The organism is Dietzia sp. JS16-p6b (assembly GCF_003052165.1).
Lineage (GTDB): Bacteria > Actinomycetota > Actinomycetes > Mycobacteriales > Mycobacteriaceae > Dietzia.
Genome location: NZ_CP024869.1, coordinates 2,543,116 through 2,565,664, shown reverse-complemented (window position 1 = coordinate 2,565,664; position 22,549 = coordinate 2,543,116). Strand labels below are relative to the sequence as shown.

The window sequence follows — 22,549 nt, the reverse complement described above, 5'->3', positions numbered from 1 at the left end:
ACCGGGCCGGGACCGTGGCGTACCCTACCCCCGGAACCCGCCGCCGCGGGGCGTCACAATCGTGGAAGGGACCGGTCCGTGCCGCTGAAGCCGACCACCAGGGCCCAGGTGGATGGACACCGATTCCTGTCTCGCCGGGCCCGTCTCGCGGTGGTCGTCCGGGACGTCCGGATGCTTCATGACCCACTGCGTCGCCAGTCGACAGGGTTCGCGGTCGGTGTGGCCGCCGCCGTTCTCGGCTGCGTCGGTGCCGCGGTCCTGGCTCTGCTCGATCCGATGCCCGACGTGGAACGCGCGGTGATCATGGTGGGCCGGGAGTCCGGCCAGATGTATGTCCGCGCCGGCGACACGGTCCACCCGGTGTTCAATCTCGCCTCGGCCCGTCTGGTGACCGGCCAGCCCGCGGAACCGACAACGGTGCGGGACTCGGATATCGCAGGGACCCGGCGGGGTGGCCTGGTGGGCATCCCGGGAGCACCGTCCGCGTTGCCGGCGCCCCGCGATGCGGGCGGGGTGGCGGCCGTCTCGTGGACGGTGTGCGACGAGGTCGCCGACGCCGACCGAGGTCTCCCCCGGATCGTCTCGACCAGCGTGGTGGCCCGTGACGGAGCGGTGGGGCCCGGTCGCGAGACCTCGCGCGACGAGATCGTCCTGGCGGACCAGGACGGCAGGGGGTGGTTACTGAGGAACGGCACCCGGTCGAGGATCGACCTGGCGGACGGTGACCTCCTGTCGATCCTCGGACTGGACGGCATCGCACCGCGACCGGTCACCGCCGCGTTGATCGACCCGCTGCCGGAGGTCGACCCGGTGGTGCGACCGCAGATCGAGATGGCTGGCAGACCCGTGGACTACGGTTTGGACTCCCTGCGGATCGGGCAGGTGTTCACCGTGGACACGGCCTCGGGTAGGGCGACTTATGTGGCGTTGGCGGATGGTGTCCAGGAGGTCGGTCCGGTGGTGGCCGATGTCATCCGTTCCACCTCGACCGTGGGGCCGGTCGAGGCTGTCGAGCCCGACCGGATGGGCGTTCCGCGATCGGTCGCGTTGGACGTCGACGCCTTTCCCGCGGATCGTCCGACGGTGCTCGCGACCAGCGATTCCCCGGTGTTGTGCGTCCGGGACTCCGGCAGGGAGGGGACCGCGGCCCGTCGGATGACCGTTGTCGCCGGCGCCCCGGCCCCCTCGGAGTCCGAGGCCCGGACGATGGCCGGCGCGGACGGTGGTGGGCCGGCTGTCGACGTCGTCGGGATCCCGGGCGGAGGGATGCTCGTGACGGCGATCGGGCGTGGCACGTCCACTCGTGGCGCGGTCACGACGATCGTCACCGACGCGGGGGTACGGTTCGACGTCCCGGATCAGGAAACCGCTGCAGTGCTCGGGGTGGGTGGCGCCCCGGTTCCGGTGGACGGGGCGATCATCGACAGACTCCCCGCCGGCCCGAGGTTGGATCGCCGTTCCGCTCTGGTCAGCCGGGATGGTCACGACCTCCACTCCGTCGTGGACGAGGCCTCGGGCCCGGTGGGGTGATCGCTAACGCGGTACGACGGCGCGCGGATCCGGTGAGGGTGTCCGCTCGGGCGTGACTCTCAGCACCCGGGCCGGTGGTCGTGGTGGCGGAGGCTTCGGGTTCGGGTCAGAGCGACCACGACCAGGATGGCACCCCCGACGGTGAGTGACCCGGCCGCGACGATCGCACCCGCGCCCGCGCCGGTGTGCCGCGGGTCCGGGGGTGGTGCGGCGATGGTCGTCGACGCGGGCACCGGACGACCGGACCGACGGACCCCGGTGACCGCCGCCACCGGGTCTACCACCCCGTGGCCCACCGCGAAATCGCGGCCGCCGGCGGCGGGGATCGCGGTGCTCTTGATCCGCGCGATCACCTGTCGGGCGGTGAGACCCGGATATGCCTGCCGGACGAGGGCGGCGGTGCCGGCCACGAACGGAGCGGCGAAGCTCGTCCCACTGATGGAGGAACGGGTTCCGTCCCCGTCCACGACGAGGTCCGACACCCCCGCGCCGTCCGCACCGACCGAGCGTAGGTCCACCGCAGGGGCCGCGACATCGACCCACGGGCCCCGGAGTGAGAAGTCCGCGGCGGCCCCGTCCGGTCCCACGCCGCCCACGGCCAGCACGTGATCGTCGTACCAGGCGGGTACCGCCACCGTGAGCGCGTCGTCCCAGCCGTCATCACCGGCTCGTGTGGGGTCGGGGGAATCGGGGTTCTGGTCTCCGCAGGTCTGGCCGACGTTTCCCGCAGCCGCCACCAGGACGACGTCGTGATCGACGGCGGCGTAGCGAATCGCCCCGCCGAGCGTCTCGTCGGCCAGCGGGGTGCCGGCGGGAACGCAGGCGACCTCAGAGATGTTGATCACGCCCGCGCCCGCGTCGACAGCCGCGCGGATCGCCCTGGCGAGGGACGTCAGCGTGCCGACACCTGATCCGACCACGGAGTCGTCGGATGAACGTTCAGTGGTTCTCAGGACACTGCTCGACTGCCGGATGGAGACGATCTCGACGCCCGGGGCGACGCCGGAGTGTCCCGAGTCGTCCTCGATCGCGGCCAGCACCCCGGCGACGAGTGTGCCGTGCGCATCGCAGTCCTCGGTGCCGTCCCGGCCGGGCGCGAGGTCACCCGCACCACGGACGCGTGGTAGCCGGGGGCCCGGGTTGACACCGGTATCGATGACGGCGACCACCTGCCCTTCGCCCCTTCCGTGAATCCAGGCCGCGCTGAGGTCGGCGGATGTCGCGGAGGGGGGAGGGGCGGACGGATCGAGGACCGCGGCGGTCGTGCGGCAGGGACCGCCGAACCGCAACGAACCGGGCTCCGCGGCGACGGGATCGATAGGGCCGACCTCCGGCAGGGGGCCGTCGATGGAGGGGCGTTCGAGAGCGACCGCTGACGGACCGCCCGCGCCGAGGGCGGTCAGCATCGCCACGGTGGTGGCGAGGGAGAGCGCGACGACCGGTCTCATCGCTGACGGACGGTCGAATAGACGTCCATGGCCCCGACCGCGAGCGGAACCATCATGCAGATCACCAGCACCTCGATCGTCCCGACCGCACGCAGCACGGCGGGGGAGAGCTCCACCTGCGGGAGCGCCGTCACCGCGATGGCGACAGCAGCGGCGAACGCGGCAGCGGCGGGGACGACGACTCCGATCGGCGAGGTATGCGTGAACGCCGCCCCGATCAGTACACCGGCCGCCAGGGCCAGAGCCGACCCCAGAAGCACAGTGGTATGGACCCGATCGGAGTAACCCAGCCCGCGAAGCACCAACATCACGATCACCGCCAGTGCCAGAGGAGCGGACCATCCGGGGGATCCACCGGTGCCGCTCAACGCGATCAGCGCGCCGGCCGTGCATGCGGCGCCCCCAGCGGACAGCAGGCCGGTGAGCCACGAGCGACAGGTGAGGAAGCGATGCCTGAGCGCTGCCGGTGTGGGGAGGGGTGCGTGTCTCCGCAGATCGTCGGGATGCCCCGTGTTCACGTCGCGACCGACGTGGCCGAGTTCGCCGACATCGATGTCCTCCCCGGGAGCCGGGACCGCTGGGATCGGGATGCGGGCCGCCGAGACCGAAACGCCGGGTGCGGCAGTGAGGATGAGCAGGCCCAGGAGAACCACACCGGCCCCGATGGCGTGCACCGGCACGGTGGTGTACGCGGCGACCGTCGCGGAGATCGCCCCCACGGCCGTCACCAGCGTCAGGGCCAGGTATCCCGCCGCGAGACCGTATGACCGACCGGGAGCCGGGCGGAAGACGGTGCACCGCAACAGACCCGCGACCACGGATCCCGCGGTCAGGCCACCCACCACACTCCCCGCTCCGACCGGGGCCGCACCGATGGTGCCTGCCGCGATCACCGTGAACCCGATCGTGGCGGCCGCTGCCACGGCGTGAGTCGACCCGGGGGCATCGAACCGCCGCAGGGTGAGGACCGTCGCGAGTCCGACCGCGGCGAACAGCGCCGCGACCAGAGGGGTCAGGATCCCGTCGGTGTGCCGCCACTGCGTGACGAGCGCGGTGGCAGCGGCCGCCGCGGCCACGGCGATCGCCGCGGTGGCTGTTGCGACGGCGTCGCGGCGTCCCCAGATTCGGGAGCGTGCGACGTCGGGATCGGTCAGCCCCTGGAGAACGTCGTCGAACAGCGGTGCCGGTGTGGGCACGGGCCGGTGGTCAAGCACGAGGATCTCGCCGTCGTGCACGCGCTGTTGGGCGAGTGTCTCGGAGATGGCCAGCGGCCCGCCCGCCAGCCTGGAGAGCTGCCATGACCCGTTCGCGCTGCCGCCCATCTCGGAGTCCACGTCCACGTGCGAGGCGGGTCCCGCGGCCGCCCTTATCCGATCCCGGACCAGGTCGACGACCTCTGGGATCACGGCGACGAGTTCCAGGTGGGCCGGCAAACTCAGGTCGACACGGGTGGTGCGGCACACGATCGACACCCGACGTTGGTCCAGCGGTTCGACGCCGGACGCCACCGCCCGGAGCTCGTTCTGTCCCGTCACCCCAGAATCCTCCACTCGTCCGACTCACCGACACTGTCCTCCCGGTGGGTTGAGGTCCCCGTCGCGACGTGAACTGCCCTAACATCGCGCTTCGACACGGCGACCATTGTCGAATGCGGGGCGTACTCGTGGGGGGCCCTCCTCCGGGACCGGGTGGGGGCCGGCCGGTCTGGAACCGGCCGGAGGACACGACGGCGGGCATCAGGCGGGGCACCAAGCGGGGCATCAGCACGGGAGGAGGGCGCGGATGGGCGACGTGGTCTTCACCCGTGGCGAGCGAGTCGAGCCCCCGGTGGTGCCGACCGGCGAGCTCGAGTTGCAGGCCCCGCCAGGATTGCCCCGGCCCACTCCCCGGCCCCTCGTCCAGATCGTGCTCCCGATCATCCTGGTCGTCGCCGTGGCCGGCATGGTGGTCGTGATGCTGCGGACAGGGATGATGCGCAACCCGATGTTCATTCTCTTCCCGGTCATGATGGCCGTGTCCGCCGTCGGCATGCTCGCCGGAACCCTGTCCGGCGGCAACAAGACCGGCGAGACTGACGAACTGCGCAAGGACTACCTGCGGTACCTGGGGCAGACCCGGGAAGAAGTCCGCGAGATCGCGGCCGCGCAACGGCGGGCCGCGTTGTGGAGGCACCCGGACCCGGCAGGACTGCCCGCGCTGGTGGGGACCCCACGGATGTGGGAGCGGGAGGAGGGCGATGCCGACTACCTCACTGCACGTCTGGGTCCCGGACGACAGTCGCTGGCGACGAGACTGTCCGCGCCCGACACCGGTCCGGTGGACGACCTCGAACCGGTCTCGGTGGTGGCTATGAGGCGTTTCGCCAGAGTCCACTCGGTGGTGGACGGCTTGCCGGTCGCAGTGGAGCTGCGGGCCTTCGCCGTCGTCTCCCTGGACGGCGATGTCGACGTGGTGCGCGCCGCTGCCCGGGCCGCGCTGGCGGGCCTCGCCGTGACCCACGGGCCCGACCGGGTCCGCATCGCGGTAGCCGCGAGCGAGGGGCAGGCACGTCGAGCCTGGGAGTGGCTCAAGTGGCTACCGCACCACGCACATCCGACGTACACGGACGGCGGCGGACGGGTACGACTGACCGAGTTCTCCCTCGCCGGTGTCGAGGCGATGCTGGCCGAGGAGATCGCGGCCCGACCGTCCTTCGGGGCGGGCGCGACGCCTCGGCCGGGGGAGCCTCATCTCGTGGTCGTGGTGGACGGTGTGGGTGTCAACGGCGCGGAGCGTCTGGTCGCGGAGGACGGGTTGGACGGCGTGACCGTCCTGGAGGTCTCCGGGAGTCGCGCCGGTCAGTTACGCGACCTCGCGACGAGGCTCGGGCTGTGTGTCCGGGTCCACGATGACGGCGGCGCCTCGGTGCGGACCGAGTCCGGGCAGGAGTTGGTCGCGCGCGCGGACGCCATGAGCCTTCCGGAAGCGGAGCGACTCGCCATGGCACTCGCTCGATACCGGCCCGCGGATACCGTGACCAACGCGGACGGCTCCACGTCGATGAGGCGCGTCCCGGGCCTACCGGACCTGTTGGGGATCGGGTCGGCGGCCAGGGTCGATCCGGCGGTGGCATGGCGTCGACGAGGTGGACGTGATCGATTGCGCGTCCCGGTGGGTGTGAGCCCGGATGGTGCGCCGGTGGAGTTGGACCTCAAAGAGGCCGCGCATGGCGGGATGGGACCGCACGGACTGTGTATAGGCGCGACGGGCTCCGGCAAGTCCGAGTTCCTCCGCACTCTCGTCCTGGGTCTCGTCGCCACCCACGACCCGGACGCGCTCAACCTGGTCCTGGTGGACTTCAAGGGCGGGGCCACGTTCCTGGGACTCGAGTCGTTGTCTCATGTGGCTGCCGTGATCACCAATCTTCAGGCCGAGATCACCATGGTCGACCGGATGCGGGACGCGCTCGAGGGGGAACTCAACAGGCGCCAGGAGGTGCTCCGCGCGGCCGGCAACTACGCGGGGGTCGGGGACTACGAGGCGGCGCGGGCGAGGGGTGCCCAGCTGGACCCGTTGCCCGCGTTGGTGATCGTCGTCGACGAGTTCTCCGAACTCTTGTCCTCCAAGCCGGAGTTCGCGGAGTTGTTCCTCACCATCGGAAGGCTCGGTCGCAGTCTGCACATCCACCTCCTGTTGGCGTCGCAACGGCTCGAAGAGGGGCGGCTGCGGGGTCTCGACAGTCACTTGTCCTACCGGATCGCACTCAAGACGTTCTCCGCGACGGAGTCCCGCACGGTTCTCGGCGTGACCGATGCGTATCACCTGCCCGCCACGCCGGGCGCTGGCTTCCTCAAGGTCGATTCCGGTGATCCGGTGCGCTTCGACGCCGCCTATGTCTCGGGCCCTTACCAGGAGGATCGTCGGCGGGAGGGGGCGTCCGTCGCGGCACCGGTCGCCCGTGCCACGGTGCGACAATTCACGTCCTGGTTCATGCCGGTGGCCGCTCCCGTCCCTCCGGCCAGCGACTCCGTCTCCGATCGAGGGGGCCCGGCCGATCACGCCGGTCGGGACGATCAGGAGGAGGGCTCGAGTCTGCTCGACGTTCTCGTCGGTCGGCTGTCCGGCCACGGGCGACCCGCGCACGAGGTCTGGCTCGCGCCACTGGGTGCCGGAGCCGCCCTCGACTCGGCGGTCGGCAGAGAACCGATGGTCCCGGATGACGCCGACCCGCCGAGTTGGAGCTTTCCTCTCGCGGAGGTCGACCTGCCCTTCGAGCAGCGCCGAGCCATCTGGTCCGTGGATCTCTCCGGGGCGGACGGCAACGTGGCGGTGGTGGGCGGGACGAGGTCGGGCAAGTCGACCGCCTTGTGCACCCTGGTCCTGGCCGCCGCGGCGACGACCGGGCCCGACAGGCTCTCGGTCTACGTCGTGGACCTCGGTGGCGGGGCCCTCCAGTCGATCTCCCCGCTCCCTCACGTCGGAGGAGTCGCCCGGCGCGGCGAGGACGAGAAGGTTCGCCGTACGGTCGCGGAGGTCGACGCCGAACTCAAGCGGCGGGAAGCGGTCTTCCGTGACCAGGGCCTGACCTCGATCGACCAGGCCCGCCGCAGACTCGTCCAGCGTGATGGCCGATCAGTCGCCGAGTACCCCGACATCATGTTGGTGATCGACGGTTGGCAGGCGTTCAGGACGGAGGTCGAGGATCTCGAGCAGGTCGTGCTGGGGCTCGCGGCGGACGGTCTTGCATACGGTGTCCATGTGGTCCTGTCGGCAGCCCGGTGGGCCGACCTCCGGCCGGCGCTGCGGGACGCGCTCGGCACGCGTGTCGAACTCCGGTTGGGCGATCCCACGGATTCGATGATCGACCGCCGCGCGGCGGTGACCGTTCCCGCCTCCCCCGGACGGGGTCTGACCCGGGACCGACACCACATGCTCATCTTCCAACCCAGACTCGACGGGCTCGTCGACCCGGGGGGCATCGCCGACGCCACCGCCTCGGCCTCCCGGCATCTGGCGCAGCGGTGGCGCGAACTCGCGGGTCCGGTCACCGCGGCGCCGGTCAGGATGCTCCCGGAAACCCTGCCGTACGGCCAGCTCGCGAGCCTGGCACGACCGGGACCGGACGGTACCCGTTCACGCGTGCCACTCGGGGTGGACGAATCCGACCTGAAGGTCGTCTACGCCGATCTGGACGCCGATCCGCTGATGTTGGTGCTGGGTGATTCGGAGTGTGGCAAGACCTCCGTGCTACGAGCCCTCACCCGGGGACTGATCTCCGGCAACACCGCGCAGTCGGCGAAGATCATCGTGGTCGACTATCGGCGCACCATGCTCGGCGAGGTCGAGGGCGACCACCTCGCCGGGTACGCCGCCACCGAGACCGCGCTGGCGCCTATGGTCGAGCACCTCGTGGAGATCCTCGAGCAGCGGATGCCCGGGGCGGAGGTCACTCCAGAGGAACTCCGTTCGCGGTCGTGGTGGGACGGTCCTCGAATCCACCTCGTCGTCGACGACCTCGATCTCGTCGTCACGGGTGCGGGAAACCCGCTGACCCCACTGGCCCGCTTTCTCCCGCACGCCCGCGACATCGGGTTCTGCGTCGTACTCGCGCGGCGGTGTGCTGGTTCGTCTCGGGCCCTGTACGACCCCTTCGTCGGGAGGATCCGGGATCTAGGCGGCGGCGGCATCATCATGTCCGGGAGCAGGGAGGAGGGGCCGCTTCTCGGTGGGGTTCGTCCCACGCCCATGCCGGCGGGTCGGGGCAGGTTCGTCACCCGGAGCGGCGGTGTCCATCTGGTGCAGACCGCACTGGCGTTGCCATGACCCGGGTAGCAGTGAGCCTCGCGGTCGACCTCTCGTGCTCCGGACTCGCGGTGGCGTCGGCGTCGGCGTCGACCGTCCTCTCCCCGTCGGTCACGCCGACCTCGGTACTCGCCGGTGTCTACGGGACAGCGTTGCCCCCGGGGGGCGATCGGATCGAGTGTTCCGATCGTGTCGACTCCCTCGCTCTTAGCCACCCGGACCGGTGTCTGCTCGATCCGGTGGCGAGCACCCACCGCGATCGCACCGAGGTGGCGGGCCTCTCCGTTCCCGTGGACGAACTCCTGGCGGCGCCCGTCTCCAGGGCACTCCGGTGGGGCGGGGCGGGGGAGGGCGACGGGGTGGTGCTCCTCGTTCCCAGTGAGTGGGGCAACACCCGATCCGCTCGGCTGGCCGCCGCGGCGGAGGGGCTGGGGGTGGCTCCGCGGATCGTCCGCTCCGCACTGGTGACCGCCGACGCTCTGCCCTCCTCGTCAGCCCGCTGGGCCGTGTGCGTGGAGGCATCCGAGGCCCGGACCATGGTGAGTCTCGTGGAACGCACACGCGGGGAACTGACCCTGATCGACCGGGCCCTCGTCCACCGCTGGGACCCGCGCCGGGATTCGATGCGCGACGACGAGGTCTCCCGTGTGATCGATGCGGTGACCGCCCTCCGACGGGCGAGGCGTGAGGCGGGCACCGGTTCGACTGAGGTTCTGGCTCGTGGACGCAACTGCGAGCGAGTGGTGGACGCCTGCGATCAGGCCCGATTGCTGTCCTTCGTCGTGCCGGAGACCGCTCCGGTCGAGGCGGCACTGCGACTGCACGAGGATGTCTGAGGCTGCTCGGGCCGGCGATGAGGAGGGAACCGAACGCGGTCGCAGCGGCGTCGAACACTGTGACGGACCCACGAGGGGGCCGCAGGACGACAAGGGGAGGACGAGATGGCCGGTTTCAACACCCACATCGGGACCATGGACACCGCGGCCAGGCGGGTCGACGAGGTCAACATGGAGATCGATCGACTACTCGGGAACGTCCGGGACTCGGTGTCGCAGCTCGGGGGATCTGTGTGGCGGGGTGCGGCGCAGGCGCGGTTCGCCACCATCATGACGGAGTGGCAGCAGCAGAGCGCCAAGCTCAACTCCGCCCTGGCGGGCATCTCGGAGACTATGCGGGTCAACAGCACCTCGTTCGACGCCGCTGATCAGGACTCCGCGCAGGCCATCAGCAGAATCGGCGCCTCCGGGCCTCTGAACATCTGACCACCCATCCTCGAATCGGGAGAATACTCATGACCTCAGGACAGATCACCTACAACCACGGCCCGATCGAGGCGTTGGTCGGCCAGGTCGGCTCGGCCTCCACCGCGTTGCGGACCACCCTCGATGACCTCAAGACATACCTCGCGCCGCTCGTCGCCGAATGGGAGGGCGACGCCGCCGTCGCCTACCACGCCCACCAGAACGACTGGGACCAGGCGGCGGCAGCTCTTCAGGCGATGCTCGCGGAGATCTCGCGGGCAGCGAGTCAGGGCAACCAGGGAATGGCCGATGCCGACCGCCGCGCCGCCCAGGGGTGGGGTTGACCCGCGCGGCGGGTATGACGATCGCGGTCTGAATGATCGAGTCCTGGCGGGCCGCCGCCCTGCGGTTCGTGGGCCCCGGTAGCCGAGTGTCCGGTGACCGGGGTCGGCGGCCTTTTCCGGGCGGTGATCGGGAGATCAGGCGGGGATCATCGACGCCCCACGTGCAGCACACCGTTCTTGCGCCTGTAACAGCATGAGGGGGTCGTGTCATCGCGCCCCCGCGAAAGTGGATGGGCCCGCTCGGCCTGGCACTTCGGAAGTGTTCTTGAGGTAGACGGCGAGCATCGAATCCCACTCGTCCTTCGACATTGCGAGGTAGGCCGCTCCACAGGCCAGCTGCACGCCTTCCAGCGCGTTGTGGGACTTCTGTTGTAGGGCGAGGCCTTCGGCCATCCAGCCAAGGCGGTCGAACCCGGGCCGCCATCGTGGCGTTCGACCCCGCTGTTCGGGGAGGCCGAGGAAGCTGTCCTCATATCGGGCCTGCCAGGCGTCCAATTCGGCCCAGAGGTCTCCGCCCGGGTCCACAACTCGGCCACCGTAACGATCGACGTTCGCCATGATCGCGGCCGACATCGTGGACAGCTCGGGCGGCATCTGGCTGCTACCGAACGGCTGGAACGGCATGGCCTGCCGATCGAACACGTCCCTCTTGCCGTCGATCTTTCGATATCCCCTCCAGTCAGGGACGCGATCTTCGACCTGCTCTCTCACAGGCTCAGGGAGCGCGTCGAAGAACGTGGAACCCACATAATAATAAGGGATCTCATTCCTGATAAACCCACAGAGCGTGAGCCCCTCAAGCGCCACCTCCACCATTTCCGAGTCGTCAGGTCCGGGCATTCCGCTAAACCGCGCTTCCTGGCATCTGTGTAACTCATCTGACCAGGTCCGGATTCTCTCGCCGAGATCGTCGGTGAGGAAGAGCGACTCCGGCGTAGGGAATAGCTCCCACTCCCGCAGTTCGTTTCCCACCCAGTTGGCAAACGGGCTGTTTCCCCCGAACAAGGCGTATTCCAGAGTGGTTTCGGACGAGAGCGAAAGCCATGGTGCAGCGCCCGAGAGAATGGATCCGACGATGAAGTCCCCGTCGGCGGTGTGAACGGCGCTGCCGTAGCTCATGGACATACCCCACGCACTAGAGGAGCCGACGAGCGAAGCCGTCGGGCGCGGGGCCACCTTGCCCGGGACCATACTCGCGTCCATCGCCGAATCGCTACCCGGGTGGCACAGCCCTGGACGGGGTTCCCGACCGGATGCAGGCGAGGCAAGGCTGGCCTACCGTCGCGAGCAGAGCCGGGTCGATCACCCGGCGGACGCGAACCACGGGAGGACCCATATGTACGTCACCCACGATCCGTCGACCGGGACGACCGACAGCGAGTACGACCAGACCGACGACGTCGACGGGATCCTGTCCACCGTCACCACTGGCTTCGACTCCTGGCGCGCCACCGACGTCGCGGAGCGGGCGAGGATCCTCCTGGCCATCGCGGACGCGTTCGAGGAGCACACCGAGGAGTTGGCCAAGGCCATCACGACCGAGATGGGCAAGCTCCCCGACCAGGCGCAGGGAGAGGTCCAGCTCGCCGCCTCGATCTACCGCTGGTACGGCGAGCACGGCCCCGAGCTGCTGGAGCCCGAGACGTTGGACGTGCCCGGGGCTCGCCTCAACCGCGTGACCCACGAGCCGGTCGGGCCCCTGGTCGGCGTGATGCCGTGGAACTACCCCTACTACCAGGTGGCCCGGTTCGCGGCCCCCAACCTGCTGCTGGGCAACACCATCGTGCTCAAGCACGCCAGCATCTGCGCGCGCTCGTCCGCGGCCATCGAGAAGGTGCAGCGCGCGGCCGGGCTTCCGGAGGACGCGTACGTCAACGTCTACGCCTCCAGCGACACGGTCGCCGAGATGATCGCCGACCCCAGGATCAAGGGCGTCTCGCTCACCGGCAGCGAGGGCGCCGGCGCCGCCGTGGCCAAGGTGGCGGGGGAGAACCTCACCACCAGCGTGCTGGAACTGGGTGGCTCGGACCCGCTCATCGTCCTGGACACCGACGACCTCGACGAGCTGGTCGAGACCGTCGGCAAGGCCCGCCTGTCGAACTGCGGGCAGGCCTGCAACTCACCCAAGCGGATGTTCGTGCCCGAAGACATGAAGGACGAGTTCGTGGGCAAGCTCCGCGACCTGTACGAGGGGACGAAGGTCGGCCCCGCGGCCGACGAGGGGACCGCGCTCGGGCCCCTGTCCTCGGAGGACGCCCGCGACGGGGTGGTCGAACAGGTCGAGCGCGCCGTCGAACAGGGTGCGACCCTCGTGACCGGGGGCCGCGCGATCGACCGCCCGGGCGCGTTCATGGAGCCCACCGTCCTCACCGGCATCACCCCGGAGATGGACGCCTACACCGAGGAGATCTTCGGCCCCGTGGCCATGGTCTACGGCTACGACTCCCTCGACGAAGCCGTCCGGATCGCCAACGACACCCCCTTCGGACTGTCCGGCTCGGTCTGGGGGACCGACACCGACAAGGCCTCCGAGGTGGCCGAGCGGCTCGAGGTGGGTATGGCCTACGTCAACGAGCACGGCACCACCATGGCCGGCCTGCCTTTCGGCGGCGTCAAGCGCTCGGGCTACGGCCGGGAGCTCGGACGCTGGGGCCTCGGCGAGTTCGTCAACGTCCGCCTCCAGCGGGTCCACTGACACCGACGCAGTAATCCGGCGACGCATCGCACTTACTCCGGCCGGGGGCACTCACCGCCCCGGCCGGAGTGCGTCCGCCTACCCTCGGCGGTCGACCCCTCACCAAAGGAGCGCCATGACCGCCACGACACCGCACCCGACCCTCACCGTCAGCCCCGAATGGCTGCACCAGCACCTCGACGACGCCGACCTCGTCGTCGTCGACGCCACCGCCCACCTCCGCGTGCCCACCGACGGCCCTGCCGTTCTGACGTCCGGGGCCGAGACCTACCGCCTCGAGCACATCCCGGGCGCCGTGTTCGCCGACCTGATGGTGGACTTCGCCGACCCGGACGCCCCCCAGCCCTTCACCGCGCCGGACCACGAGCGGTTCGCCGCGGCCGCCGGCGCCCTCGGCATCGGCGACGGCGCGACCGTGGTCGTCTACGACCAGCACGACGGCTTCTGGGCCACCCGCTTCTGGTGGAACCTGCGCTACGAGGGCTTCGAGAACGTCACGGTGCTCGACGGCGGGCTGCCCGCCTGGAAGGCCGCCGGCTACGAGGTGACCGACGTGTTCCCCGACCTCACCCCGCGCACCTTCACCGGCACGCGCCGCCCCGAGCTGTTCCGCTCCACCCGGGAGGTCGCCGACGCGCTCGACGACGGGCGGACAGTCCTTGTCAACGTCCTGGACGAGGCCACCTACCGCGGCGAGGTGGACACCTACGCCCGCCGCGGCCACATCCCCGGCAGCATCAACCTGCCGGTCTTTACGCTCCGCGACCCCGAGACCGGCACTCTCCGCCCGACCGAGGAGCTGCGCCGCGAGTTCGAGGCCGCGGGCCTGCTCGACGACGACCGGACCGTCGTGACCTACTGCGGCGGCGGCATCGCGGCGACCGGGGTCGCGCACGCCCTGGCACTCGTCGGCCGCGACGACGTCGCGGTGTACGACGGCTCCATGAACGCGTGGGCCGGCGATCCGGACCTGCCGCTGGTCACCGGCGACTCGCCCCGCTGAGTCGAGTCACCCCTGAACTGATCTACCCCTGAGCTGATCTACCCCCTGAGGCGGGTCAGCGCACGACGGCGTACGCCTGCGCGAGGTGCGCGATCTTCTGCGCGCGGGCCAGCCGCGGCAGGTCCGCGCCGTCGCGGCACCGCTCGCCCCCGGGGCCCAGCTCGTCGATCACGGACCCGGCCCAGGAGACGTCGGCGGCCGAGGGGGACAGCACCTCGTTGATGTACGGGGCCTGGTCCACCCGCAGGCACAGCTTGCCGGTCATGCCCATCTCGACCGCGTGCTCGGCGGCGTCCATGAGGACCTGGGTGTCATTGGAGATGGTGGGACCGTCGATCGGCGGGGCCACCCGGGCGACCCTGCTGGACACGACGAACTGCGACCGGGTGTAGGCCAGGGCGATCTGCGAGGAGCCGATGCCGGTGTCGCGGCGGTAGTCGCCGATGCCGAAGGCCAGGCGCACCACCTGGTCGGTCTTGGCGATCTCCGTGGCGGCGGCCAGACCGTCGGCGGACTCGACCAGCGCGACGATCGGGGTGTCGGGGGCCAGCCGGGCGGCGGTGAGCGAGACGTGCTCCGGGTTCTCCGTCTTGGCCAACATCACCCCGTCCAGACCGGGGCAGTGGCCCAGCGCCATGAGGTCCTTCTCCCACTCGGGGGAGCGGACGTCGTTGATCCGGACCCACGCGTGATTGCCGGCCTCGAGCCACTGGCGGACCTCGCGACGGGCACGCTCCTTCTCCGACTGGCGGCACCCGTCCTCGACGTCCAGGACCACGACGTCCATCTCGGAGTCCGCGGCCGCGTCGAAGCGCTCGGACTTGTCTGCCGGCAGGAGCAACCACGAACGGGCGATCGTGGGCGGGATGGTCGACATGGGGCTCATCGGTACCGGTCATCCTTTGCTCGGGGGAACGGATCAACGCGGGACGGGCGGGTCTCGCGGCAACCTCCCCACGATACGCCGGGGTCGATGCGAGATACCACGCGGGAAGCGGTGCCAGGGGGCGTGACCCCGGGCCCGCTGGGTAAGGATAGGCTGACCTATATTCAGCCGGATGAGGACGGAGGCGCACGATGATCACCCATGCTCGGCCCCACGCCGCCGTGAGCGCAGCGTTCGACGAGAGGCCGGCCGAGTGATGGGAGCGGTCTCACCACCGAGCCGCGCACCTCGCCCCGAGCCGCGCGGCAGCTATCGGGCTTTCACCGTCACGGTCACGGCGGCGGTGTCGCTGACCCCGCGGATGCGCCGGATCACCCTCCACGCGCCTCAGCTCACCGACTATGAGCTCCTGCGCCCGGATGACTTCTTCGCACTGCTGATCCCCGGCCCGGCAGGGCTCGACCTTCCCGCTGACGGCCTGGTCGGATCGTCACCTCGAGGAGTGGCGGACCTGATCGGTGACCGATGCCGGCCCGAGCTGCGGTGGTACACCGTCCGCGCCCACCGTCCGGACGACGGTGAGGTCGATGTCGACATCGTGCTCCACGGCGACTACAGCGACCACAGCGACCACGACCACGCGGCGAGCGGCCCGGGCGGCCGCTGGGCCGCCACCGTCACTCCCGGGGACGTCGCCGGTTTCGTCGAGGGCAACGGCCTGTACAGCCCCACTGACCCGTCAGGGCGCCAGGTGTTCTTCGCCGATGTGACCGCCCTTCCCGCGCTGTCGTCGATACTCACCTCCCCGGAGCCGGCCCCCGGCGTCGCGGCTCTCGGGAGCCAGGCCACGGCACACATCGAGGTGGACCACGACTCCGACATCCACCCGATCGCCACAGGAGCCACCGTGCACTGGCACGTGAGAGACGGGGGCCCACCTGGGCTGTCGATCCCCCGTGTCCTCGACGGTGTCGCGCCGGGAGAGATCAGCTACGCGTGGATCTGCGCGGAGGCCTCGCTCGTGCAGGAGGCGCGCCGCTTCCTCATCGCGCAGGGCGGGGTGGCGAAGGAACTGATCACGTTCAGCGGCTACTGGCGTCAGGGCGAGGCACGCACCTGACATGACGACCACCGATTCGCGGGGCACCGGCGTGCCCACCCGCTCCCGGACCGTCCCCCCTCGGGCAGTGGCGGGCACCACCACCCGACGCTCGGCCGGACTCATCGTCCTCCTGGCGGTGCTGGCGGTCGCCGTACTGGTCAGCGTGGCGGTCGGGTCCAAGGACATCCCGCTGTCCACGGTGCTGGAGGCGTTCCGGTACCACGATCTCGCGATCGACGAGCACTTCATCGTGTGGGAGATGCGGCTGCCGCGGACGCTGACCGGCCTCGCGGTCGGTGCCGGGCTCGCGGTGTCGGGTGCGCTCATCCAGGCGTTGACGCGTAATCCGCTCGCCGACCCGGGAATTCTGGGGGTGAACGCCGGGGCGGCGTTCTTCGTCGCACTGGGCGTCGCGGTCTTCGGGGTGTCCTCGATCACCGGGTATGTGTGGTTCGCGTTCCTCGGGGCCCTGGTGGTCACGGTGGGGGTGTACCTGGTCGGATCGGCCGGCCGGGGCCCGGCGGACCCGGTGCGGTTGACGCTCGCGGGCGTGGCTCTCGGCGCGGTGCTCTCCGGAATCACCCTGGGCATGACTCTGGTGGACCCGGGGGCGTTCGACCAGATGCGGCACTGGAACGCCGGGTCGATCGCCGGCCGCGGCTATGACGTGCTGCTTCCGGTGCTGCCGTTCCTGATCCTCGGAGTGCTGCTGGCCGTGGGCGCGGCGACAGCGCTCAACGCGATCGCCCTCGGCGACGATCTCGCGACATCCCTGGGGACCCGGGTCGCGCTCACCCGGACCATGGTGGTCGTCGCGGTGACGCTGCTCGCCGGAGGAGCGACGGCGATCGCCGGCCCCCTTCTGTTCGTGGGGTTGATGGTTCCGCACATCGCCCGGTGGATCACCGGGCCGGAGCAGCGCTGGATCATCGCCTACTCGGTGGTGATGGGGCCGATCCTCGTGATCGTCTCGGACGTCCTCGGTCGCCTGGTGATCCGTCCCGGTGAAATGCCCGTCGGGATCGTCACCGCATTCGTCGGCGCGCCTGTCCTGATCGCCCTGATCCGACGCAAGAAGGCGAGCGGGCTATGAGCAGCGACATCGCCAGCGGAGCCTCGCGGGTGGACTTCGGGGCACGGCAGGTGCAGTGGCGGCGTCACGGTGTCTCCGTCCGGTTCCCCCTCCGGGCCCTCCTCGTCTGCGCCGCCCTCGCGGTCCTGCTGGGCGTCGGTGCGGTGGTCGGCCTGACGGTCGGTAGCTACGCCGTCGACCTCGGCCGACTGGTCGACGTGCTGACCGGTACTGACGGGACCTTCGCCCGGACCGTGGTGCTGGAGTGGCGGGCCCCACGCGTGCTGGCCGCCGTCGTGTTCGGCGCGGCCCTCGGCGCCTCCGGCGCGGTGTTCCAGTCCGTGACCCGCAACCCGTTGGCGAGTCCTGACGTCATCGGGTTCGCCACGGGCTCGTACACCGGGGCGATCGTCGTGCTCATCGTCCTCGGGGGTGGCTACACCCAGGTGGCCTCAGGGGCGCTGGTGGGTGGCGTGGCCACCGCCGCGGTGGTCTACTTGCTGGCGTACCGGGGCGGGATCACCGGATTTCGGTTCATCATCGTCGGCATCGGGGTCTCGGCCATGCTCACGGCATTCAACAGCTGGCTGCTGTTGCGTGCCCAACTCGAGGTCGCGATGAGCGCCGCGGTGTGGGGTGCCGGGTCGCTGAACGGGATCACCTGGGAACAGACGGGTGTGGCCACCGCGGTCGTGATGGTGCTCATACTGGCCCTCGGACTGCTGGCTCGGCCGATGCAGCAGATGCAGCTCGGCGACGACGCGGCGAGAGCCATCGGCATCCGGGTCGAACCCTCGCGACTGGGTCTCATCATCGTGGGCGTCGCGCTGACGGCCGCCGTCACCGCCGCCGCCGGACCCATCTCGTTCATCGCCCTGGCCGCGCCGCAGGTCGCCCGCCGTCTCGCCCGCACGCCCGGGATCACCCTCTGGCCGTCCGCGGTCGTCGGGGCCGTCCTGCTGCTGGCCTCTGACCTGGTCGCCCAGCACGCGCTACCTCAGACGCTGCCGGTGGGGGTGGTGACCTTCGTCATCGGCGGAACGTATCTGACCTGGCTACTGATTCACGAGATAAGGAAGCTCCCATGAGCCTGCCTCCGTTGCGCGCCGAGGACATCACGGTCGGATACGACACACGGGTCATCTCCGAGGGGTTGTCGGTCTCCGTCCCCGAGGACTCGTTCACGGTCATCATCGGCCCGAACGCCTGCGGCAAGTCCACTCTGCTCCGCGCCCTGTCACGGCTGCTCGCGCCCGCCAGGGGTCAGGTGATCCTGGACGGACGCGACATCAGCTCCTACAAGGCCAAGGAGGTCGGGCGGCGCCTGGGGCTGCTGCCACAGAGTTCGCTCGCGCCCGACGGGATCACCGTCGCCGAGCTGGTGGCCCGCGGTCGCAACCCCTATCAGGGGTTCCTGCGCCAGTGGTCGACCGCGGACGAGGAGGCCGTCGCGGCCGCACTGGCCGCAACGGAGACCACCGAGCTGTCCGCGCGCCTGGTGGACGAGCTCTCCGGCGGACAGCGTCAACGCGTCTGGGTCGCCCTGGTGCTCGCGCAGCAGACCCCGCTGCTGTTGCTGGACGAGCCCACCACGTTCCTGGACATCGCCCACCAGATCGAGCTCATGGAGATGTTCACCGACCTGCACCACCAGGGCAGAACCCTGGTCGCGGTGCTCCACGACCTCAACCAGGCGGCCCGCTACGCCACCCACCTGATCGCGATGCGAGAGGGGAGGGTGATGGCCACCGGTGCCCCCGAGGAGATCCTCACGGAGGAGCTCGTCCACGAGGTCTTCGGGCTGCGGTGCCGCGTGGTCCCCGACCCCGTCGCGGGAACACCCCAGGTCATCCCACTCGGACGTGACCGACGACAGAGAACGATCCACACGCAGAAGGAGACCCGCACACTATGAGAACGACACTGCGCCGCACCGTCGGTGCCCTGCTCGCCACCACCCTCGCCGTCGGACTGTCCGCCTGTAGTCCGGGCGACGCGCCCACCGCCGGCGGTGGGAACCCCGGTTCCGACGGCGACGGGTCTGCGTTCCCGGTGACGGTCGAGCACGAGTTCGGGGAGACCACGATCGAGTCCGAGCCCCAGCGGGTGGTGACCCTCGGATGGGGCGATGTCGACAACGCGATCGCCCTCGGCGTCAACCCGGTCGGCTACGCGCGTAGCGCGGATTATCCGGGACTGCAGCCCTGGGCCCGGGACGCGGCCGGTGAGATCGACGCGGTGGACCTCGGTAGCGCCAGCGAACCGGACTACGAGAGGATCGCGTCGCTGGAACCGGATCTGATCATCGATGTGCAGGGCGGTACGGACGACGAGCAGTACTCGAGGCTGTCCTCGATCGCGCCCACGGTCGCCCGACCGGCGGGGACGAACGTGTGGCAGGTGAATCGTGCGCCCGCGACCCGGCAGATCGCCCGGGCTCTGGGCCGGGTCGAGGAGGGGGAGCAGCTGCTCACCGAGCTGGAGGAGCACATCGCTTAGACCACGGCCCGGTACCCGCAGCTGGAGGGCAAGACCGGGACCGCGGTGCTCGTCTCCGACCCGGGCACGTACTACGGGTTCCAGAACAGGGACGGGCGCGGGGAGTTCATCGAGACCATCGGGATGCGGCTACCCGAGTCGATCGCAGCCCGGGACGACGGGTCCAGTTTCAGCGTGCAGGTGGCGTCCGAAGAGGTGGCGATGCTCGACGGCGACGTGGTCCTGTTCCTCACCGACGACCAGAACTTCGTCCCGACCGAGTACAACCAGTTGTTCGGTCGATTCTCCGCAGAGCTCCTGACCCTGACCTCGACAGAACGCCAGGCCATCTCCGTCAACACCCCACTGTCGATCTCGTACGCTCTCGACACCCTGGTGCCCCGCATCGCCGACGCGGTCCGGGACTGAACGCCGCGGCGACGGCGGCCGGCGGGCACTCAGGACGCTTCCTGTCCGCATTAATGGACGCGTGTCTTGACTACCCCCTGTGAGCGCGGCACGCTGTGGCGGGTGAGTACCCCACCACCGTCCGACGCCCCCGCGATCGAGGCGGAACACCTCGTCAAGAAGTTCGGCGACTTCACCGCCGTCGATGACATCTCCTTTACCGTGCCCCCCGGAACGGTCCTGGGACTGCTGGGTCCCAACGGATCCGGTAAGACCACCACCATCCGCATGATGACCACGCTGAGCCCGCCCACCTCGGGCACCGCGCGGGTCGCCGGCCACGACGTGACGACCGCGCCCGCCGATGTGCGCAAGGCCATGGGGTTGACCGCACAGGCGGCCACCGTCGACGAGTTGCTCACCGGGCGCGAGAACCTCCGTCTGATCGGGGACCTGTACGGGCTGCCCAAGAAGAGGGTGAAGTCGCGCGCCGACGAGTTGCTGGAGAAGTTCTCACTGAGCGACGCCGCGACCAGGGTGGCCAAGAGCTACTCGGGGGGCATGCGGCGCCGGCTCGACCTGGCCGCCAGCCTCGTCGCGGCCCCGCCCGTGCTGTTCCTCGACGAGCCCACCACCGGGCTCGACCCCCGGTCGCGCAACGAACTCTGGGACGTGCTGCGTGACCTGGTCCGGGACGGCACGACGCTGCTGCTCACCACCCAGTACCTCGACGAGGCCGATCAACTGGCCGATCGGGTGATCGTGATCGACCACGGCAGGGTGATCGCCGAGGGCACACCGTTGCAGCTCAAGGACCGGTCCGGTGCCGCCAGCCTGGTCATCACCGTCTCGCGACCAGATGACGTGGACGAGGCCGTGCGGGTCCTCGACGGAAGGATCGGGGAACTGCACGTCGACCGCGACGCACGCCGGCTCACCGCGCCGTCGGAGGGCGTCTCGGCGCTGGCGGGGATCGCCGCCGCCTTCACCGAGGCCGGGATCGAGCTCGACGACATCGGCCTCCAGCGCCCCAGTCTGGACGACGTCTTCCTGTCCCTCACCGGCCGGAGGGCCGAGGACCCGGAGAGCTCGCCTGACACCGCGGACGCCGACACCATCGAACAGGAGAACCGGGTATGAGCACCGTCGCCGACCCCGCCCACACCTCGGCCACCCATGAGCGGTTCGCGATGCCGGACCGCCCCGACGGGCCGCCGCTGAGCCGCCAGATCTCCGCGCTGGTGCGCCGCAACCTCTTCCACATCCGCCGCCAGCCCGAGAACCTGGCGGATGTCACCATCCAGCCGGTGATGTTCGTGCTGCTGTTCGCCTACGTCTTCGGCGGGGCGATCGCCGTGGCCGGCGGTGTGAACTACCGCGAGTGGCTGCTCCCGGGGATCATGGCGCAGACCATGGCGTTCTCCTCGTTCGTCGTGGCCTCCGGCCTGTGCAACGACCTCAACAAGGGGATCATCGACCGCTTCCGGTCGCTGCCCATCCAGCGGGCGTCGATCCTCATCGCGCGCAGCGCCTCGAGTCTCATCCACTCCTCAATCGGCGTGGTGGTGATGTCGCTGACGGGTCTCATCGTGGGCTGGCGGATCCGGAGCGGGCTCGTCGACGCGGTGCTGGGTTACCTCATCCTGCTGGGCTTCGGCTTCGTCATGATCTGGATCGGCATCGTCGTGGGTTCCCGCCTCAAGACCATCGAGTCGGTCAACGGCGTCATGTTCACGACGATCTTCCCCATCACGTTCCTCGCCAACACCTTCGCGCCGCCGGAGTCGATGCCGGTGTGGCTGCGTCCGGTCGCCGAGTGGAACCCGCTGGCCTCGGTCGTCCAGGCGATGCGTGAGCTCTGGGGCAACGCACCGGCCGTGGGGCCGGACGCCGCGCTGCCGTTGCAGCACCCGGTGCTGGCCTCGCTGCTGTGGATCGTCGGTCTGACGGTGATCATCGCGCCGATCGCCGTCAAGGCCTTCGACGCCCGCACGCGGGACTGACCCGCGGACCGGCCCGCCTCGTGGCAGGTCGTCGTCAGGACTTCTTCTTGGGGGAGACCCGGATGGTGATGGTCCCGACCACGGGCTCCACGCCGGCGTCGTCGACGAAGCGCAGGGGGACCTCGACGTCCCGGCCGCTGGTGAAAGCCGCGAAATCGGGGATGTCGGTCCATTCGGCCGTGACCGTCATGCCGCCGGTCGACTTGGCCGGGTAGCGCACGTTCATCCCCACGGGGATCCAGCGGTGGGTGGCCGGCACGGTGGCCTCGGCGAGCATGCCCATCGCCATCTCGGCCAGGTTGCACGCCGCGATCACGTGGAAGGTGCCGATGTGGTTGCGGTTGCCCCACCAGCCGGGGCCGCGGACGACGCACCGGCCGGGGCGCAGCTCCACCACGTGCGGCAGGACGGTCCGGAAGTAGGGCGCCTTGAGGCTCACGGCCGCGCTGAACAGGCGCGAGCCCAGCGGGAGGCGGGTCGCCTTCTGCCACAGGCGGAACGTCGGGGTGGGTGCGGAGGCGGAGGGCGCGGTGTCGGTCACCGCCCCGATGTTACTCC

Annotated in this window: 20 protein-coding genes; 15 read left to right on the top strand and 5 right to left on the bottom strand. The window is 70.1% G+C overall.

Annotated elements, in window-relative coordinates; genetic code table 11:
* Window positions 1-78 precede the first annotated feature (78 nt).
* Window positions 79-1,530 (top strand): type VII secretion protein EccB, encoded by a 1,452-nt coding sequence (gene eccB / locus CT688_RS11690; protein ID WP_107757038.1) that lies wholly within the window; start codon window positions 79-81, stop codon window positions 1,528-1,530.
* A 59-nt stretch (window positions 1,531-1,589) separates the two neighbouring features.
* Here eccB and mycP read toward each other — a convergent pair whose 3' ends face one another.
* Window positions 1,590-2,978 (bottom strand): type VII secretion-associated serine protease mycosin, encoded by a 1,389-nt coding sequence (mycP, locus tag CT688_RS11685; RefSeq protein WP_107757037.1) that lies wholly within the window; start codon window positions 2,976-2,978, stop codon window positions 1,590-1,592.
* The gene (gene eccD / locus CT688_RS11680; protein ID WP_107757036.1) at window positions 2,975-4,513 is read right to left on the bottom strand and encodes a type VII secretion integral membrane protein EccD; all 1,539 of its coding nucleotides are present in this window, start codon (window positions 4,511-4,513) and stop codon (window positions 2,975-2,977) included. The genes mycP and eccD overlap by 4 nt, the downstream gene beginning before the upstream one ends.
* 247 nt (window positions 4,514-4,760) lie before the next feature.
* On the opposite strand from eccD, the gene eccCa reads away from it, so the two are divergent.
* The 4 genes from eccCa to CT688_RS11660 all read left to right on the top strand — a co-directional run bounded on the left by eccCa (window position 4,761) and on the right by CT688_RS11660 (window position 10,344).
* The gene (gene eccCa / locus CT688_RS11675; protein WP_107757035.1) at window positions 4,761-8,780 is read left to right on the top strand and encodes a type VII secretion protein EccCa; all 4,020 of its coding nucleotides are present in this window, start codon (window positions 4,761-4,763) and stop codon (window positions 8,778-8,780) included.
* A complete protein-coding gene (locus CT688_RS17485; protein ID WP_182613015.1) occupies window positions 8,777-9,595 on the top strand; it encodes a hypothetical protein in 819 nt (272 codons plus the stop codon). The genes eccCa and CT688_RS17485 overlap by 4 nt, the downstream gene beginning before the upstream one ends.
* A 105-nt stretch (window positions 9,596-9,700) precedes the next feature.
* Window positions 9,701-10,021 carry a WXG100 family type VII secretion target gene (locus CT688_RS11665; protein ID WP_107757033.1) on the top strand — a complete coding sequence of 107 codons (321 nt, stop codon included), beginning with the start codon at window positions 9,701-9,703 and terminating at the stop codon, window positions 10,019-10,021.
* A gap of 29 nt (window positions 10,022-10,050) precedes the next feature.
* The gene (locus CT688_RS11660) at window positions 10,051-10,344 is read left to right on the top strand and encodes a WXG100 family type VII secretion target (RefSeq protein WP_107757032.1); all 294 of its coding nucleotides are present in this window, start codon (window positions 10,051-10,053) and stop codon (window positions 10,342-10,344) included.
* 207 nt (window positions 10,345-10,551) lie between these two features.
* Here the strand turns inward: CT688_RS11660 and CT688_RS11655 are convergent, their stop codons facing one another.
* Complete coding sequence (locus CT688_RS11655) at window positions 10,552-11,469, bottom strand: hypothetical protein (RefSeq protein WP_156607223.1); 918 nt, start codon at window positions 11,467-11,469, stop codon at window positions 10,552-10,554.
* A 211-nt stretch (window positions 11,470-11,680) separates the two neighbouring features.
* Here CT688_RS11655 and CT688_RS11650 point away from each other — a divergent pair, with 211 nt between their 5' ends.
* Together CT688_RS11650 and CT688_RS11645 are read left to right on the top strand one after the other, a co-directional pair.
* Window positions 11,681-13,039: an NAD-dependent succinate-semialdehyde dehydrogenase gene (locus CT688_RS11650; protein ID WP_107757030.1), complete on the top strand. Its 1,359-nt coding sequence runs from the start codon at window positions 11,681-11,683 to the stop codon at window positions 13,037-13,039.
* A gap of 115 nt (window positions 13,040-13,154) precedes the next feature.
* The gene (locus CT688_RS11645) at window positions 13,155-14,042 is read left to right on the top strand and encodes a sulfurtransferase (RefSeq protein ID WP_107757029.1); all 888 of its coding nucleotides are present in this window, start codon (window positions 13,155-13,157) and stop codon (window positions 14,040-14,042) included.
* A 55-nt stretch (window positions 14,043-14,097) separates the two neighbouring features.
* On the opposite strand, the gene CT688_RS11640 is transcribed toward CT688_RS11645, so the two are convergent.
* A complete protein-coding gene (locus CT688_RS11640) occupies window positions 14,098-14,919 on the bottom strand; it encodes a CoA ester lyase (protein ID WP_017838239.1) in 822 nt (273 codons plus the stop codon).
* Window positions 14,920-15,271: 352 nt separating this feature from the next.
* Here CT688_RS11640 and CT688_RS11635 point away from each other — a divergent pair, with 352 nt between their 5' ends.
* The 8 genes from CT688_RS11635 (at window position 15,272) to CT688_RS11600 (ending at window position 21,991) form a co-directional block, all read left to right on the top strand.
* A complete protein-coding gene (locus tag CT688_RS11635) occupies window positions 15,272-16,048 on the top strand; it encodes a siderophore-interacting protein (protein ID WP_159078007.1) in 777 nt (258 codons plus the stop codon).
* 1 nt (window position 16,049) lies between these two features.
* Complete coding sequence (locus CT688_RS11630; RefSeq protein ID WP_107757027.1) at window positions 16,050-17,123, top strand: iron ABC transporter permease; 1,074 nt, start codon at window positions 16,050-16,052, stop codon at window positions 17,121-17,123.
* Entirely contained in the window at window positions 17,120-18,190 is a 1,071-nt protein-coding gene (locus CT688_RS11625) for an iron chelate uptake ABC transporter family permease subunit (protein ID WP_107757026.1), read from the top strand. Before CT688_RS11630 ends, CT688_RS11625 begins: the two co-directional genes overlap by 4 nt.
* Window positions 18,187-19,017: an ABC transporter ATP-binding protein gene (locus tag CT688_RS11620; RefSeq protein ID WP_107757025.1), complete on the top strand. Its 831-nt coding sequence runs from the start codon at window positions 18,187-18,189 to the stop codon at window positions 19,015-19,017. The genes CT688_RS11625 and CT688_RS11620 overlap by 4 nt, the downstream gene beginning before the upstream one ends.
* Window positions 19,014-19,601 carry an ABC transporter substrate-binding protein gene (locus CT688_RS11615; RefSeq protein WP_107757024.1) on the top strand — a complete coding sequence of 196 codons (588 nt, stop codon included), beginning with the start codon at window positions 19,014-19,016 and terminating at the stop codon, window positions 19,599-19,601. The genes CT688_RS11620 and CT688_RS11615 overlap by 4 nt, the downstream gene beginning before the upstream one ends.
* A 45-nt stretch (window positions 19,602-19,646) precedes the next feature.
* Entirely contained in the window at window positions 19,647-20,009 is a 363-nt protein-coding gene (locus CT688_RS11610; RefSeq protein ID WP_107757023.1) for a hypothetical protein, read from the top strand.
* A 102-nt stretch (window positions 20,010-20,111) separates the two neighbouring features.
* Window positions 20,112-21,128 (top strand): ATP-binding cassette domain-containing protein, encoded by a 1,017-nt coding sequence (locus CT688_RS11605; protein WP_107757022.1) that lies wholly within the window; start codon window positions 20,112-20,114, stop codon window positions 21,126-21,128.
* On the top strand, window positions 21,125-21,991 hold the full coding sequence (locus CT688_RS11600; protein ID WP_107757021.1) for an ABC transporter permease: 867 nt from the start codon (window positions 21,125-21,127) through the stop codon (window positions 21,989-21,991). The genes CT688_RS11605 and CT688_RS11600 overlap by 4 nt, the downstream gene beginning before the upstream one ends.
* Window positions 21,992-22,025: 34 nt before the next feature.
* Here the strand turns inward: CT688_RS11600 and CT688_RS11595 are convergent, their stop codons facing one another.
* Window positions 22,026-22,532 (bottom strand): hotdog fold domain-containing protein, encoded by a 507-nt coding sequence (locus tag CT688_RS11595; protein WP_107757020.1) that lies wholly within the window; start codon window positions 22,530-22,532, stop codon window positions 22,026-22,028.
* Window positions 22,533-22,549 lie beyond the last annotated feature (17 nt).

Excerpts from the sequence above, each read along its gene's own strand:
- mycP (WP_107757037.1), bottom strand. The coding sequence starts at position 2,978 with ATGAGACCGGTCGTCGCGCTCTCCCTCGCCACCACCGTGGCGATGCTG.
- eccCa (WP_107757035.1), top strand. The coding sequence starts at position 4,761 with ATGGGCGACGTGGTCTTCACCCGTGGCGAGCGAGTCGAGCCCCCGGTG.
- CT688_RS17485 (WP_182613015.1), top strand. The coding sequence starts at position 8,777 with ATGACCCGGGTAGCAGTGAGCCTCGCGGTCGACCTCTCGTGCTCCGGA.
- CT688_RS11665 (WP_107757033.1), top strand. The coding sequence starts at position 9,701 with ATGGCCGGTTTCAACACCCACATCGGGACCATGGACACCGCGGCCAGG.
- CT688_RS11660 (WP_107757032.1), top strand. The coding sequence starts at position 10,051 with ATGACCTCAGGACAGATCACCTACAACCACGGCCCGATCGAGGCGTTG.
- CT688_RS11655 (WP_156607223.1), bottom strand. The coding sequence starts at position 11,469 with ATGTCCATGAGCTACGGCAGCGCCGTTCACACCGCCGACGGGGACTTC.
- CT688_RS11650 (WP_107757030.1), top strand. The coding sequence starts at position 11,681 with ATGTACGTCACCCACGATCCGTCGACCGGGACGACCGACAGCGAGTAC.
- CT688_RS11645 (WP_107757029.1), top strand. The coding sequence starts at position 13,155 with ATGACCGCCACGACACCGCACCCGACCCTCACCGTCAGCCCCGAATGG.
- CT688_RS11640 (WP_017838239.1), bottom strand. The coding sequence starts at position 14,919 with ATGTCGACCATCCCGCCCACGATCGCCCGTTCGTGGTTGCTCCTGCCG.
- CT688_RS11630 (WP_107757027.1), top strand. The coding sequence starts at position 16,050 with ATGACGACCACCGATTCGCGGGGCACCGGCGTGCCCACCCGCTCCCGG.
- CT688_RS11625 (WP_107757026.1), top strand. The coding sequence starts at position 17,120 with ATGAGCAGCGACATCGCCAGCGGAGCCTCGCGGGTGGACTTCGGGGCA.
- CT688_RS11620 (WP_107757025.1), top strand. The coding sequence starts at position 18,187 with ATGAGCCTGCCTCCGTTGCGCGCCGAGGACATCACGGTCGGATACGAC.
- CT688_RS11615 (WP_107757024.1), top strand. The coding sequence starts at position 19,014 with ATGAGAACGACACTGCGCCGCACCGTCGGTGCCCTGCTCGCCACCACC.
- CT688_RS11600 (WP_107757021.1), top strand. The coding sequence starts at position 21,125 with ATGAGCACCGTCGCCGACCCCGCCCACACCTCGGCCACCCATGAGCGG.